This window comes from Micromonospora sp. ATLC16, assembly GCF_057196645.1.
Genome location: NZ_JBXUOW010000003.1, coordinates 46,464 through 59,395, shown reverse-complemented (window position 1 = coordinate 59,395; position 12,932 = coordinate 46,464). Strand labels below are relative to the sequence as shown.

12 protein-coding genes are annotated in these 12,932 nt (G+C 71.9%); 4 read left to right on the top strand and 8 right to left on the bottom strand.

Annotated elements, in window-relative coordinates:
* Positions 1 to 6: 6 nt before the first annotated feature.
* Entirely contained in the window at positions 7 to 831 is an 825-nt protein-coding gene (locus AC2CHE_RS02380; RefSeq protein ID WP_484503214.1) for a SigB/SigF/SigG family RNA polymerase sigma factor, read from the bottom strand.
* A 394-nt stretch (positions 832 to 1,225) separates the two neighbouring features.
* Between AC2CHE_RS02380 and AC2CHE_RS02375 the strand changes: the two genes are divergently transcribed.
* Positions 1,226 to 1,960: an acetoacetate decarboxylase family protein gene (locus tag AC2CHE_RS02375; RefSeq protein ID WP_484503213.1), complete on the top strand. Its 735-nt coding sequence runs from the start codon at positions 1,226 to 1,228 to the stop codon at positions 1,958 to 1,960.
* Here AC2CHE_RS02375 and AC2CHE_RS02370 read toward each other — a convergent pair.
* On the bottom strand, positions 1,909 to 3,498 hold the full coding sequence (locus tag AC2CHE_RS02370) for a phospholipase D family protein (RefSeq protein ID WP_484503292.1): 1,590 nt from the start codon (positions 3,496 to 3,498) through the stop codon (positions 1,909 to 1,911). The genes AC2CHE_RS02375 and AC2CHE_RS02370 overlap by 52 nt on opposite strands.
* A 121-nt stretch (positions 3,499 to 3,619) precedes the next feature.
* Here AC2CHE_RS02370 and AC2CHE_RS02365 point away from each other — a divergent pair, with 121 nt between their 5' ends.
* Positions 3,620 to 3,748, top strand: coding sequence for a hypothetical protein (locus tag AC2CHE_RS02365; protein ID WP_484503212.1), 129 nt, complete (start codon positions 3,620 to 3,622; stop codon positions 3,746 to 3,748).
* 50 nt (positions 3,749 to 3,798) lie between these two features.
* Here the strand turns inward: AC2CHE_RS02365 and AC2CHE_RS02360 are convergent, their stop codons facing one another.
* Together AC2CHE_RS02360 and AC2CHE_RS02355 are read right to left on the bottom strand one after the other, a co-directional pair.
* Positions 3,799 to 4,785 (bottom strand): pirin family protein, encoded by a 987-nt coding sequence (locus AC2CHE_RS02360; RefSeq protein ID WP_484503211.1) that lies wholly within the window; start codon positions 4,783 to 4,785, stop codon positions 3,799 to 3,801.
* Positions 4,786 to 4,794: 9 nt separating this feature from the next.
* Positions 4,795 to 5,289 (bottom strand): MarR family winged helix-turn-helix transcriptional regulator, encoded by a 495-nt coding sequence (locus tag AC2CHE_RS02355; protein ID WP_484503210.1) that lies wholly within the window; start codon positions 5,287 to 5,289, stop codon positions 4,795 to 4,797.
* 169 nt (positions 5,290 to 5,458) lie between these two features.
* Between AC2CHE_RS02355 and AC2CHE_RS02350 the strand changes: the two genes are divergently transcribed.
* Positions 5,459 to 5,980 carry a GNAT family N-acetyltransferase gene (locus AC2CHE_RS02350; protein WP_484503209.1) on the top strand — a complete coding sequence of 174 codons (522 nt, stop codon included), beginning with the start codon at positions 5,459 to 5,461 and terminating at the stop codon, positions 5,978 to 5,980.
* A 51-nt stretch (positions 5,981 to 6,031) separates the two neighbouring features.
* On the opposite strand, the gene AC2CHE_RS02345 is transcribed toward AC2CHE_RS02350, so the two are convergent.
* Positions 6,032 to 6,607 (bottom strand): YflT domain-containing protein, encoded by a 576-nt coding sequence (locus AC2CHE_RS02345; protein ID WP_484503208.1) that lies wholly within the window; start codon positions 6,605 to 6,607, stop codon positions 6,032 to 6,034.
* 216 nt (positions 6,608 to 6,823) lie between these two features.
* Positions 6,824 to 8,221, bottom strand: coding sequence for a glycoside hydrolase family 6 protein (locus tag AC2CHE_RS02340; protein WP_484503207.1), 1,398 nt, complete (start codon positions 8,219 to 8,221; stop codon positions 6,824 to 6,826).
* A 184-nt stretch (positions 8,222 to 8,405) separates the two neighbouring features.
* On the opposite strand from AC2CHE_RS02340, the gene AC2CHE_RS02335 reads away from it, so the two are divergent.
* Complete coding sequence (locus tag AC2CHE_RS02335) at positions 8,406 to 9,350, top strand: NAD(P)/FAD-dependent oxidoreductase (protein WP_484503291.1); 945 nt, start codon at positions 8,406 to 8,408, stop codon at positions 9,348 to 9,350.
* A 35-nt stretch (positions 9,351 to 9,385) separates the two neighbouring features.
* Here AC2CHE_RS02335 and AC2CHE_RS02330 read toward each other — a convergent pair whose 3' ends face one another.
* Together AC2CHE_RS02330 and AC2CHE_RS02325 are read right to left on the bottom strand one after the other, a co-directional pair.
* Entirely contained in the window at positions 9,386 to 10,666 is a 1,281-nt protein-coding gene (locus tag AC2CHE_RS02330; RefSeq protein ID WP_484503206.1) for a cation:proton antiporter, read from the bottom strand.
* A 138-nt stretch (positions 10,667 to 10,804) separates the two neighbouring features.
* Positions 10,805 to 12,931: an ATP-binding SpoIIE family protein phosphatase gene (locus tag AC2CHE_RS02325; protein ID WP_484503205.1), complete on the bottom strand. Its 2,127-nt coding sequence runs from the start codon at positions 12,929 to 12,931 to the stop codon at positions 10,805 to 10,807.
* Position 12,932: the final 1 nt, after the last annotated feature.

Genomic DNA, 12,932 nt, shown 5'->3' with positions numbered 1-12,932 from the left:
CCACTCCTAGTACGTGCCGTCGAGCTGCCCCCGCAGCTTGGTCAGCGCCCGAGCCAGCAGCCGGGACACGTGCATCTGCGACACGCCGATCTGATCCGCGATCTGCGACTGCGTCAGGTTGCCGTAGAACCGCAGCGTCAGGATCTTCTGCTCGCGCTCGTCCAGCGTGGCCAGCGCCGGGCCGAGTGCCACCCGCAGCTCGGCCAGCTCGAACTCGTTGTCCTCACCGCCGAGCATGTCGCCCAGCTCGGTCGCGCGGTCGCCGTCACCGGTCGGGGTGGACAGCGACACCGCGTTGTACGCGCGGGCGCCTTCCAGGCCCTCCAGCACCTCTTCCTCGGTGAGCTTGAGGTGGGCGGCGATGTCGGCCACGGTCGGGGAGCGGCCCAGGGACTGCAACAGGGAGCTGTTGGCGTCGGAGATGGCCAGCCGCAGCTCCTGCAGGCGGCGAGGAACCCGGATGTCCCACGTCCGGTCCCGGAAGTGCCGCTTCAGCTCGCCGATGATGGTGGGGATCGCGTACCCGGCGAAGTCGACCCCACGGGACGGGTCGAACTTGTCGATGGCCTTGATGAGGCCGACGGCGGCGGTCTGCGCGAGATCGTCGGTGGGCTCGCCGCGACCGCTGTAGCGGTGGGCGAGGTGGTTGGCCAGCGGCAGCCAGGCCTCGATCGCCCGGTCCCGCAGCGCGGCCCGGGAGGGGTGCCCGGCCGGCAGCGCGGCCATGGTGTTCAGCAGCTCGGCGGCGCTGTCGGTGAGCGCTCGCGGGTCGAGCTTCGGGGCCGGGGTTGCCGGCGCTGTCGCCGGTTCGGTGATAGTTGACGCGGTCATGGTGGTCCTCCCTGCACCTCGTCCGCGGATATAAGACGTGACGCTTTAGTTGGTGCTATCAGTACGTTCGGGAGTCACCCTAGCCCGATCATCTCCTGGAAAGCTAGCCGATCGGACGATGTACTTATGTGATTCCGTGGCAGAAATACGACATACCACTACACGGTGGCCGGAGATTTGCTGAGAGGCGGTCACGGTTGCGGTGAGTGGACAACCGATCGGGCGAGTGTCGGATGCCCGTTGATCCACCCCTGTCGGTTCGGCCGGGTGTGGTGACACGCCGAACGGACGAGGTGCGTCGCAGGTGGGCAGGCGGAGTGTCGCCAATCTGTCGTTGTCCCGCGGACGGGACTGGGCATAGCGTCGCGAGGTACGTCCCTGATCCGGAGGTGCCGTGCTCGATCCTGCCGTTCCCCACCTCGTCGTGAACAGCCGGACGCTGTACTTCAGCTGGCTGCCGGCGGACCCCGACGCGGTGGCGGCGCTGGTCCCCCCGGGGTTGCGGGCCCACCCGGACCGCGAGGTCTTCATGAACCAGTACGTGGTGGACGACGAGAGCCAGACCTCCGGCTTCGGCGCCTACTCCCTGACCTACCTCGGCGTCACGCTGGTCGGTATGGACGCCCCGGACGGGGTGACTCCGGGCGGCTGGTGGACCCACTACGTCACCTCCAGCGAGCGGGTACGCGGCTACGCCCTGGCCCGGGGCGCCCCGGCCGTGCCCGGCCGCACCAGCATCACCGAGCAGGGCGGCACGATCGTCACCGGGACGGACATCGAGGGCGTGCCGGTGATCCGGGCCCAGGTGCGCGTCGGCGACACCGGCCACGCCATGCACAACGGCCACCACCGCTACCTGACCGAGTTGCACGGTCAACTGGTCAGCAGCATCTATCCGGTGGTCGCCGAACCGTCCACCGCGTTCGAGATCGAGTCGGTCGAGTTCCTCGATCCGGACCACCCGGTGTACGCGTTGCGCCCGGAGAACCCGCTCACCATCGCCTGGGGCTACTACTCACCGCGCTCCTCGTTCGCCTACCCCGGCGGGTTGACGGTCCTCGGTGAGGTGGCGCCGAGCTACCAGGTGCCGGACCGGCGAGCCCGCAGCGGTCTGCCGTCGGGGTCGTAGACCAGGCGGTACGCGGGCAACGCCCAGGCCCGGATCCACCAGGGCAGATGTGGGGCACGGTGCGGTCGCAGCCGGCCGGATGGGCGTGGGCCCACCTGGCCGCCGTCGTACCAGCGTTGCAACGCGTCGGCGGCGGCGGTGATCGCGGTGACCGCGTCGTCCGGGTCGATCAGGTCCGCGTCGTCGCCGCCGGCCGGATCGCGGTCCAGGTGCTCGCGGAGCAGGCGAAGCCGAAGGTCCCGGGCGAACCGCCGGGCTCGGTCACCCTGACCGGCCGGATCATGCGGGTGGCGTTCGTCCGCAGTGTCGTCCAGCACCGCGCAGGACAACTCGCTGTCGTGGGTCCAGGACCGCCGGTTGAAGTTGTCGCTGCCGACGCAGGCCCACACGTCGTCGACCACGCACACCTTGGCGTGCACGTAGACCGGGGTGCCGGCGTGGTTCTCCACGTCGAAGACGTGCACCCGCCCCGGCGCGGTCTGCTCGCAGAGGGCCAGCGCCTGCTGGCGACCGACCGTGTTCGGCGGCAGGGCCAGCCGCCCGTCCACGTCGGGGTGGCGGGGCACCACGGCGACCAGATGCAGCTCCGGGTTGTCGCGCAGCGCCCCGGCGAAGAGTTCGGCGACCTCGATGGACCACAGGTACTGGTCCTCCAGGTAGATCAGCCGACGGGCGCGGCGTACCGCCTTGGTGTAGCCCCGGGCCACCGTGCGTTCGCCGTCCGGGGCGAACGCGTACCGGGGTCGGATCGCGGGGTAGGTGCGCAACACCTGCACGTGGTGCGGCCCGCAGACCGGCGGGTCGGGCGGCTGCTCCGGCAGCGGCCCGGCGGTGAGATCCGCTCCGCGGAGCCGGTCGCGCAGGTAGGCCAGGGGGTTCTCCGAATCCAGCGGCATCGGGTCGGTCCACCGCTCGCGGAACGTGGTGTCCAGCGCGCCCACCACCGGGCCGCGCAGCGCGAGCTGCACGTCGTGCCAGGGCGGATGGTCACCGTACGCGGCGGCCATCCGTACCGGTTGCGGGTCACCGTGGTGCGCGTCGTCGTCGCGCCGGCTGTGGCACAGGTCGATGCCGCCGACGAAGGCGACGTCCTGATCGGGGGCGGCCGGACGGCGCAGCACCACCAGCTTCTGATGGTGCGATCCACCTCGCCGGACCCGCTGGTCGAGCAGCACCTCGCCGCCGGCGGCCGAGATCGCCTCGCTGAGGTTGCGGTTCTCCTGGTGGCTGTAGGACAGCACGTCGAGGTGCGAGCGCCAGATCAGACCCTTGACCACCACACCGCGCTGGGCGGCGCGGGCGAACAGCTGGGCGATGGTCGGCCCGTCCGGACGGAGGCGCTCGTCCGGGTCGCCCCGCCAGTCGGCGAAGAAGAGGTGGTCACCGGCGCCCAGTTCCTCGACCTCGGTGACCAGCCGGTCGAAGTACGCAGCACCGTGAATCAGCGGCTCGGCGAGGTTTCCACTGGTCCAGACGGGTAACTCAGAGACCGGGTTGGCGCGTTCCGGTGCGGTGAGGAACCAGTCCTGTAGCGGCATGCTCCCGCCCTCATAGAGGTCGTTCACGTCCTCACCATACGAACCCGTGGTCGGGCCCGCACGCTGGTGGGCTGCTGGCTGCTGGCGACCGACCCGCACCCGAGCAGCGAGGAGCCGAAGTATGTCCGGCGAGCCGACGAACCCCGCGACCGAGCACCGCGAGCAGGCGGTGGAGGGTGAGCGGGGGGCACTGTTGACCGTACTGGTGATGGTCCTGCTCGGTGTGGCCGGCATCTTCGCCGTCTCCTGAGCCGGGCAGGCGGCCCCGGTCACCGGAGCCGCCCTGTGTCCGGTGGTCGATCAGGGGCGCTCGCCCCGACCCTCGGTGTGCGGCAGCCGCTCTGCCGGGACCACTCCGAGTCGCCCGGCCTGGAAGTCCTCCAGCGCCTGGAGCAGCTCGTCGCGGGTGTTCATCACGAACGGCCCGTAGTGTGCCACCGGCTCCCGGATGGGCTGGCCGCCCATGACGTAGAGGTCCAGGGTCTGGTTGCGGCTGTCCTGGCGGGCGTTCGCCTTGAACCGCAACGCGTCGCCCGGCCCGTGCACGGCCAACTGCCCGGTGCGTACGCCGCGGCCGTTGGCGCCCACGGTGCCGCGACCGCCGAGCACGTACACCAGTGCGTTGAGATCCGACCGCCAGGGCAGGTCCACCTGCGCCCCGGGCTCGACCGTCACGTGGGTGATGGTGATCGGGGTGTACGTGGAGCCGGGCCCCCGGTGGCCGGCGACCTCACCGGCGATCACCCGGATCAGCGCCCCGCCGTCCGGGGTGGTGAGCAGGGCAGCCTGGCTGCCCCGGATGTCCTGGTACTTCGGTGGGCTCATCTTGGCCGCACTGGGCAGGTTGACCCACAGCTGGGTGCCGTGGAACAGCCCGCCGCTGACCACCAGGTGCTCCGGCGGGGCCTCGATGTGCAGCAGGCCGCTGCCGGCGGTCATCCACTGGGTGTCGCCGTTGGTGATCGTGCTGCCGCCACCGTGGCTGTCCTGATGGTCGAAGATGCCGTCGATGATGTAGGTGACGGTCTCGAAGCCCCGGTGCGGGTGCCAGGGGGTGCCCTTGGGCTCGCCGGGCGCGTAGTCAACCTCGCCCATCTGGTCGAGCATGATGAACGGGTCCAGCTCGCTCATCGGCACCCCGGCGAATGCCTTACGCACCGGGAAACCCTCGCCCTCGAAGCCGCTGGGCGCGGTGGTGAGCCGGCGAACCGGCCGGAACGCGGTGGACTCGTCGAGCCGGGGCAGCCGGGGCAGGACGAGGACGTTGTCGACGGTGATGGCGGGCATCGGGGCTCCTCAGTTGTCGTCGAGGCTGGTGGTGAGGGTGGCGTCGCTGCCGACGACGCCGCGCAGCCGTCGGCCGAGCCGGGTGAAGATCCGGGTGAGGAGGGCGACCTCGGCGTCGTCGAGGTCGTCCATCAGGTGGGTACGCACGGAATGTCTGTGGTGTGGTGCGGCCTCCCGCAGCGCCAGTAGCCCGGCAGCGGTCAGCACCGCCTCGCTGCCCCGCCCGTCCTCGGGGCAGGGTTGCCGGACGACCAGGCCCCGCCGCTGCATGGCGGAGACCTGATAGCTCAGCCGGCTGGGGGAGAAGACCAGGCGGTCGGCCAGTTCGCCCATCCGTAGGCGTTGCCCGGGCACCTCCGAGAGCAGCACCAGCACGTGGTAGTCGGCGAAGCTGAGCCGGCTGGTGGCGCGTAGGTCGTCCTCCAGCCGGGTGAACAGCCGCTGACTGGCCTCGATGTACGTCCGCCATGCGGTCAGGCGGTCGGGATCCAGGCTCTCGGTCACGACGCTACGGTAGCACTTATTTGAAATTTGAACAGAGTTCTCCACCTCTGGGTTCGCGTGCGTTGGGACCTGCTGAGTGGCAGTAGTAAAGCTTTGAAGGAATTGGGCCGGCGACCTCTGGGAGAAAACCGGTGCGCGTCCGGTGCCGGCGGTGTGAGACCCTGCCGCCGTGGAACTGACCGCTCCTGGCCTGCTGCTACGTCCGTGGCGGGAGGCGGACGCACCCGCCGTACTGGATGCTTGGCGTGATCCGGCGATAGCGCAGTGGAACCCGCAGGGCGATCCGCTCGACCGCGACGCCGCGTTGCGCTGGCTACGGTGGCGGGCCGACTGGTCCGGCGGTGGCCACGTGTCGTTGGCGGCGGCCGACCCGGTCGACCCGGAGATTCTGCTCGGTTCGGTGTCGCTGCACCGCATTCACGCCGGCGACGCCTCGATCGGTTACTGGACCGTCGCCGCCGCGCGTGGCCGGGGCGTCGCCACGGCCGCGGTCGGGCGGCTCAGCGAATGGGCCTTCAGCGACATCGGGCTGGAGCGGATCGAACTCTGCCACGCGGTGGCCAATCCCGCGTCCTGCCGGGTCGCCGAGCGGGCCGGCTTTCTGGCCGAGGGCATCCTGCGGCAGTCGCACCGCTACGGCGACGGTCACCGCTACGACGAGCACCTGCACGCTCGTCTCGCCACCGACTGACCGGGCGGCCCACCCACGGCGGGACCGCCCGGTCGGTGGCTTCGGACGGCGTCAGCCCGCCGTCTGCGGCGCGCGTCCACCCAGGTTCAGCCGGTCGAGCAGTTGACGGGCCTGGTCGGCCACGTCGGCCTCCACGGTGACCGCGTACTGGTTGGCCCGCAGGGAACTGGCGGAGGTGAAGTCACGCTGCCCGCCCGTCATCGCATGTGCCACGGCACCGAAGACGGCACCCCAGATCGCGCCGATGACGAGGCCGGCGAGGATCACCGCCACCCAGTTCCCGACGGTGAAGATGCCGAACAGCAGGCCGATGAACAGACCGAACCAGGCCCCCGTGCCGGCACCGACCAGCGCCGCGCGGGCGGTGGTCATCCGGCCCAGCACGGTCTCCACCAGGGCCAGGTCGGTGCCGACGATGGCGGTTCGCTCGACCGGGAACCGATTGTCGGCGAGGTGGTCCACCACCCGCTGAGCGGCTGGATAGTCCGGAAACGCGCCGATCGTCACGGTCGGTGGTCCGTGGCCGTCGCCACCGGGAGCGGCGGGGCGGCCGCCGGGGCTTGAGGGGAGGGTGCCGCCGCCGGTCACACTCGGCTGCCAGGCCGAGGGGTTCGACTGTGTGGTCATGGGTCTCCTCCTTCGTCATCGGTCGCCTTCCCGCGTCGGCGCAGCGGTAACACGCCGCTGGCCTCCGGCTGGCGCCTGTGTCGAAGTCCGCGGTCGGGCCCTGGGGCGCGTGCCCGGACGCAGCGGCACGACCCGCGCAAGCGTCGCGGGGAGACAGGGGTGGGCCCCCGGCACCGCCCGGTACGGGGGTTGGCCGAGGGCCCACGGGACGGGCGATCAGGCGCAGGCGGTGCCGTTCAGCGCGTAGCCGCTCGGCGCGGCCAGGCTGCTGCCGGTGTAGGTGCCCTGGAGACCGACGCTGAGAGTGCCGCCGCTGGGTAGGTTGCCGTTCCAGGCGGCGTTGCGGACCGTGATCTGGTTGCCGGACTGGCTCCAGTCACCGTTCCAGCCGTTGCTCAGCTGAACCCCGGAGGCGACGTTGAAGGTGAGGTTCCAGCCGTTCAGCGCCGCGCCGCGGTTGGTGACCCGGATCTCGGCGGTGAAGCCGCCGGTCCACGTGTTCGGGGTGAACGTCACCGAGCAGCCACCGCCCGGCGGGTTGGTGGTCGGCGGAGTGGTGGTGGGCGGGGTGGTGGTGGGCGGAGTGGTGGTCGGCGGGGTGGTGGTCGGGGGAGTGGTGGTGGGCGGGGCGGTGGTCGGCACCGGACCGGCTGCGATGGCCAGGTCGTACGCCCGCTGCGGCACGAACTGACCCGCCGCCGCGATGCAGCCGTCGGCCTCGCCCGGCAACTTCACCCAGAGGAACGCGTCGATGGCGGAGTCACCGGTGTTGGTGGTGCTCGGAGTGCCGATCGCCCGCCCCGGCGGGTCGCACCACTCGGAGCCGGCGGGGCCGTTGCCGTTGCGGCTGGTGTCGACGACCGCCTTCAGCCGGGAGTTGCCGGTGGCCGCGATGATCTGCTTGGCGTACGAGACCTCGTCGGCGGTGCGGCGGTAGTTCGACACGTTCACCGAGATGCCGTCGGCGCTGTTGGACACGTCGGCGGCGTTCAGCCGGGCGGCGGCCTCACCGGCGGAGAGCCAGCCACCGTGGCCGATGTCGAAGTAGACCTTCGCCGCCGAGGAACCCCGCTTGAGCGCCTTGCCGGCGTACGCCATCGAGGCCCGCACCTCGGCCTGCTGGCTTTCGTTCATGCAGCTGCTCATGATGGGGAGCACGTCCGGCTCCAGGATGATGCTGGCGGGGCGCCCACCGAGACCCGCGGCGACCTGGTCCACCCACTGCCGATAGGCCGTGTGGCTCGGGGCGCCGCCCGCGCTGTGGTTGCTGCAGTCACGGTTGGGGATGTTGTAGACCACCAGGATCGGGATCTTGCCGGCGGCGGCCGCCGCGCCGACGAAGGAGTCCACCTCGGCGCGTACGGTCGAGGTGTTGGTGGTGGTGTACCAGCGGGGCTGGGGGACGCTCGCGATCCGGTCCCGGATCACGGCGGCCTTCGAGTCGTTCGGGTTGGCCGCCACCCACCGCGCGGCGCTGGTCTGCGGGTCGACGTAGAAGGCGGAGTCGGCGGCCGCGGCGGGCGCGGGGCGCAGCGCGCCCACGCCGACGCTGCCGGCCACGGTCAGTGCCGTCGCCACGACGCCGACCAGAGCGAACGTGCTTCGGGTTCTCATGGTCTGCTCCTCGTACCCATCGAAGAAAGTGCGTGGAAGCGCTCCCACATGTCCGATAAGGTACGGGCCGATTGCGAGCTTGTGAAGAGTTTCCGGAACAATCCGGGGGACTGCCGCCTCGGCGACGCCGGGTCGTCGCCCCCGCCGACCCTACGATCATGGGGTGGATGGTGAACCGTCGGGCGTGGTGGTGATCGGTGCCGGGATCGCTGGCGTGGCCTGCGCTCGGGAACTACGCGAGGCCGGCGTGCCGGTCCAGATCCGGGAGCGGGGTCGGGTGCCCGGCGGTCGGATGGCCAGCCAGCGCTTTGACGGCCGGCCCGCCGACCTCGGCGCGGCCTACTTCACCGTGAGCGATCCCGAGTTCGCCGAGGTGGTGCGGGGCTGGCAGGTGGCCGGCCTGGCCCGCGAGTGGACCGACACGTTCGTCGCGTACGACGGTGGGGGCCGCCGCGAGGTCCGCGGGCCGATGCGGTGGGCGGCGCCGCGAGGGCTGCGCTCGCTTGTGGAACATCTCGCCCGGGACCTGACCGTGGTGGTCGACCGGCTGGTGCTCGGTGTCGGGCCGGGACCGACGGTCGACGGCGAGGAGTGCGCGGCGGTGGTGCTGGCGATGCCCGGCCCGCAGGCCGCGTGGCTGCTGGATCCGGGACTCGCCGCGGCCACCGAGGCCGTGGCACGGCAGCGCTGGTCGCCGGCCCTGGCGGCGATGCTGCGGTTTCCGACCCCCCGGCGGTGGACCGACTTCCGGGGCGCGTTCGTCAACGACCATCCACTGCTCCGGCTGGTCTGCGACGACGGCGACCGGCGCGGCGACGGTGCGGCGGTCCTGGTCGCACACACCACCGAGGGGTTCGCGACCGGGCACCTGGCGCAACCCACCGCAGCCGCGCCGGAGATCGAGGCGGCCGTACGCGACCTGCTCGCCCTGACCGACCGGGCAGAGCATGTGCACGTCCACCGTTGGACGTACGCCAGGCCGGCCGACGGGGGTGCCCCGGGCGCCGGCTTCCACCTCGACGACGACGGCATCGGGCTGGCCGGAGACGCGTTCGGGGCGCCCCGGGTGCAGACCGCCTGGCGCTCCGGCCGCGACCTCGGCCGGGCCCTGGCCCGCCGGCTGGCCTGACCCGCCAGCGGCCGACCCGTCGGCCGGTGGGTAGCTCAGGCGGCGACGGGTGCGGAGGGTGCCGCTGAGGTCTTCGTCCTGGTGCGCTTGCCGGACGTGTCCAGCAACCGCATGACCGGGGTCGCCGCTACGCCGTGTACCACCACGGAGACGATCACCACCAGGGCGACGGTGGCCCAGACGAGTTCCGCCTGCGGGAAGTCCGCCCTCGTGGTGGCGTAGGCCAGGTAGTAGAACGAGCCGATGCCCCGGATGCCGAAGGCCGCGATCACCAGGTGCTCCGCCGGTCGTCCGGGTGCGCCGCGCAGCGCCAGCCAACCGGCCAGCGGCCGGATCAGGAACACCAGGGCGAGGCCGACCAGCGCGGCGGGCCAGGTCAACGCAGCCAGCAGTCCGCTGATCACCGCACCCCCCAGCAGCAGCAACATCAGCACGGTGAGCAGCCGCTCCACCTGCTCGGCGAAGTCGTGCAGCACCGCGTGGTATTTGTGGTTGCGCTCCGCCGCCCGGATCGCGCGGGCCGCCACGAAGACCCCCAGGAAGCCGTAGCCGCCGGCCATCTCGACCAGGCCGTACGTCAGGAAGGTGGCGGCCAGCGCCAGGAACCCCTCGGCGTGTCGGGCCAGCCGCAGCTCGCTGGGCGCCCGGAAGAAGAGCTTGCCGAGCAGCCACCCGATCAGGAACCCGCCGATCAGCCCGGCGCCGACCTTGTAGAGCAGGTCGACAGTCATCCAGCGGGCCAACCAGTCACCGGGTGCGAGGCCGGCGCCGGCGATCGCGACCGCCGCGTAGACGAACGGAAACGCCAGACCGTCGTTCAGCCCCGCCTCCGAGGTGAGCGCGAAACGAACCTCGTCCTCGGAGTCCGACTCGGCGGTGGGCTCACCGACCTGGACATCGGAGGCGAGGACCGGGTCGGTCGGCGCGAGCGACGCGGCGAGTAGCAGCGCGCTGGCCGGCACCAGGCCCGCCCACCACCACCCGAGCAGGGCGACGGCGGCGATGCACAACGGCATGGCCACGGCCAGCAGCCGCCACGTCGATGACCAGCGCGCCCAACTCAGTGGTCGATCGATCTTCAGGCCGGCGCCCATCAGCGCGACGATCACGCAGATCTCGGTCAGGTGGGTGGCCAGATCACGATGAGTCAGGGGGTCCGGCACGGGCAGGTCGGTGGGCAGCGTGTAGACCAGCATCCCGAGCCCGAGGAAGGCCAGCGGCATCGACAGCGGTCGCCGCTCTACCAGCCGAGGCAGGATGCCGGCGAGCAGGGCCGCCACACCGAGCACCGCGAACGCAACGTCTACCGTCTCCACCGGACCACCTCTCGCCACGTCCGCAGCACGCGGACAGGTGGCGCACAACGTGCCCCGGTCGAGGCCGTGGTAATCCGGAAAGAATAGCGGTGCCGGTGCCAGCCGTACCACGAGCGGCCCGGATCGTCGGCCGAGTGCTCAGGCGGGTGGGAGCAGGATCTCGAACCAGACCGTCGAGCCGCGGACGGTGGGGTCGGTGCCCCAGGCGTCGCTCAGCTCCTCGATCAGACCCAACCCGCGTCCCCGGCTACTCAGCGTCTCCGTGCGCGCTCGGGTCACCGTGCCCCGGGAACCCGAGTCGGCCACCGACACGAGCAGGCGCTCCGGGCTGAGATCGACCTCCACCCGGGCCGCCGTGCCGGCGTGCAGCAACGCGTTGGTGGTCAGCTCGCTGGTGCACAGCACCGCCGCGCCGATCACCGACTCCGCGACCTCCCACTCGCTGAGCTGGGCGGTCATCCAGTGCCGTACCCGGCTCGGCGCGGTCGGCTCGGCGGGCACCTCCATCCGGGCCGACCGGCTCGGCCGCGTCGCGTACTCGACGGCGAGCACGGCCACGTCGTCCTCGGTCGCGCCGGGCACGGCGGCGGAGGCCACCGCGCACAACGACCTCGGGTCACCGCTGGGCGCCCCGGCCACCGACTCCGCCAGGCGTTCCAGGCCGTCCGACAACCCGTGCCGGCGTCGTTCCACCACACCGTCGCTGAACAGCAGCAGCGTGTCGCCGGGCACAAACGCGACGGTACGCGTCGCGGCCCGGTACCCGATCCCCAGCGGGGCACCGGAGGGCACATCGACGTACTCGGCCCTCGGCTCACCTGACGGCCCACAGCGACGCACCAGCGGCGCCGGATGGCCGGCGCTGGCCAGGGTCAGCGCCTCCCGGCCGATGTCGATGACGCCGAACGCCACGGTGACGAACAACTCGTACGTGCCGGCCTCGGCGCCGAGGCTGCCCACCAGCCGATCGAGCCCGGCGAGCACCTGGTCCGGGCGGGGGTCGTTGAGCGCCAGCGCACGTAGCGCGGCGCGTACCTGGCCCATCCGGGCGGCAGCCTGCACGTCGTGGCCCGCGACGTCGCCGAGGACCACACCCAGGTCGCCGGTGGGCAGCACGAACGCGTCGTAGAAATCCCCGCCCGCGGCGTTGCCGTCGACCCCCGGGTCGTACCGCGCGGCGATCCGCAGGCGGGGCAGGACCGGCAGGTTCTCCGGCAGCATGCTGCGTTGCAGCAGCTGGGCGGTGCCGTGCTGGGTCTCGAAGCGGCGTGCCCGTTCGGTGGCCTGCCCGACCAACTCGGCCGTGGCCGCCAGCAGCGCCCGCTCCGACGCCGACCACGGATGCGCCGAGCGGTAGCCGACGGTCAGCGCTCCACGCACCACGGACGCCCGCAGCGGTACCGCGGCCAGGGCTCGGATCTTCTGGTCGTGCCGGTCCGCCGCGAACTCGTGCAGCGGCTGGCCGTCGTCGATGAAGCTGGCCTGGCCGGTGCGGGCACTGACCACCGCCGGCGCCGACCAGCCGGCCGGGCCGCGCCGCCACAGCGGAGGGAGGCGTTCGTCCGCCTCGTCCACCAACTCGCCCCGGACCCGCCGGACCAACCGCCACCCGGTGCCGCCGCCCCCGTCGTCCACCGCGAAGGAGACCCGGTCGGCGTCGAACGAGGTGATCGCGTAGCGCAACGCGACCCGGGCCACGTCGTCCAGGGTGAGCGTGCCGGCGAGCGTCGCGGCGAATTCGCTGAGGCCCTGCAACTGGCGGGTGGCCGGGCTGGTCTCGGCCACCACGGACAGCACGCCGACGACGTGGCCGTGGCTGTCCCGCACCGGCGAGCAGGCGCGGGTGTAGACGGGCTGGTCGAGCGCGACGGCGGCATGCAGCGGGAGCGGGATCTCCCGGTCCAGGACGGGCACCCCGGTGCGATAGGTCTGCTCGACGACGTCACCGACGCCGGGGCTGTGCCAGACCTCGGCGAAGACCTCGGCGGGGGGACGGCCCATGGCGTCCGGGTGCCGGTCGCCGATCAGCTCGGCGTACGCGTCGTTGTACAGCAGCAGCAACTCCGCGCCGAGGTACAGGGCCATCGGGGCCGGAGAGGCGAGCACCACCTCGACGGTCGCCCGGACGGCGGGATCCCACGACTCGTACGGGCCGAGCGCCGTGGCACCCCAGCGGGGGTGGCCGGCGACGGTCGTGGCGCCCGGCGACGACGTGCCCGGCAGCGGGCCTGATGGCGTGGGTACTCGCCCGACCGTTCCTGGCATG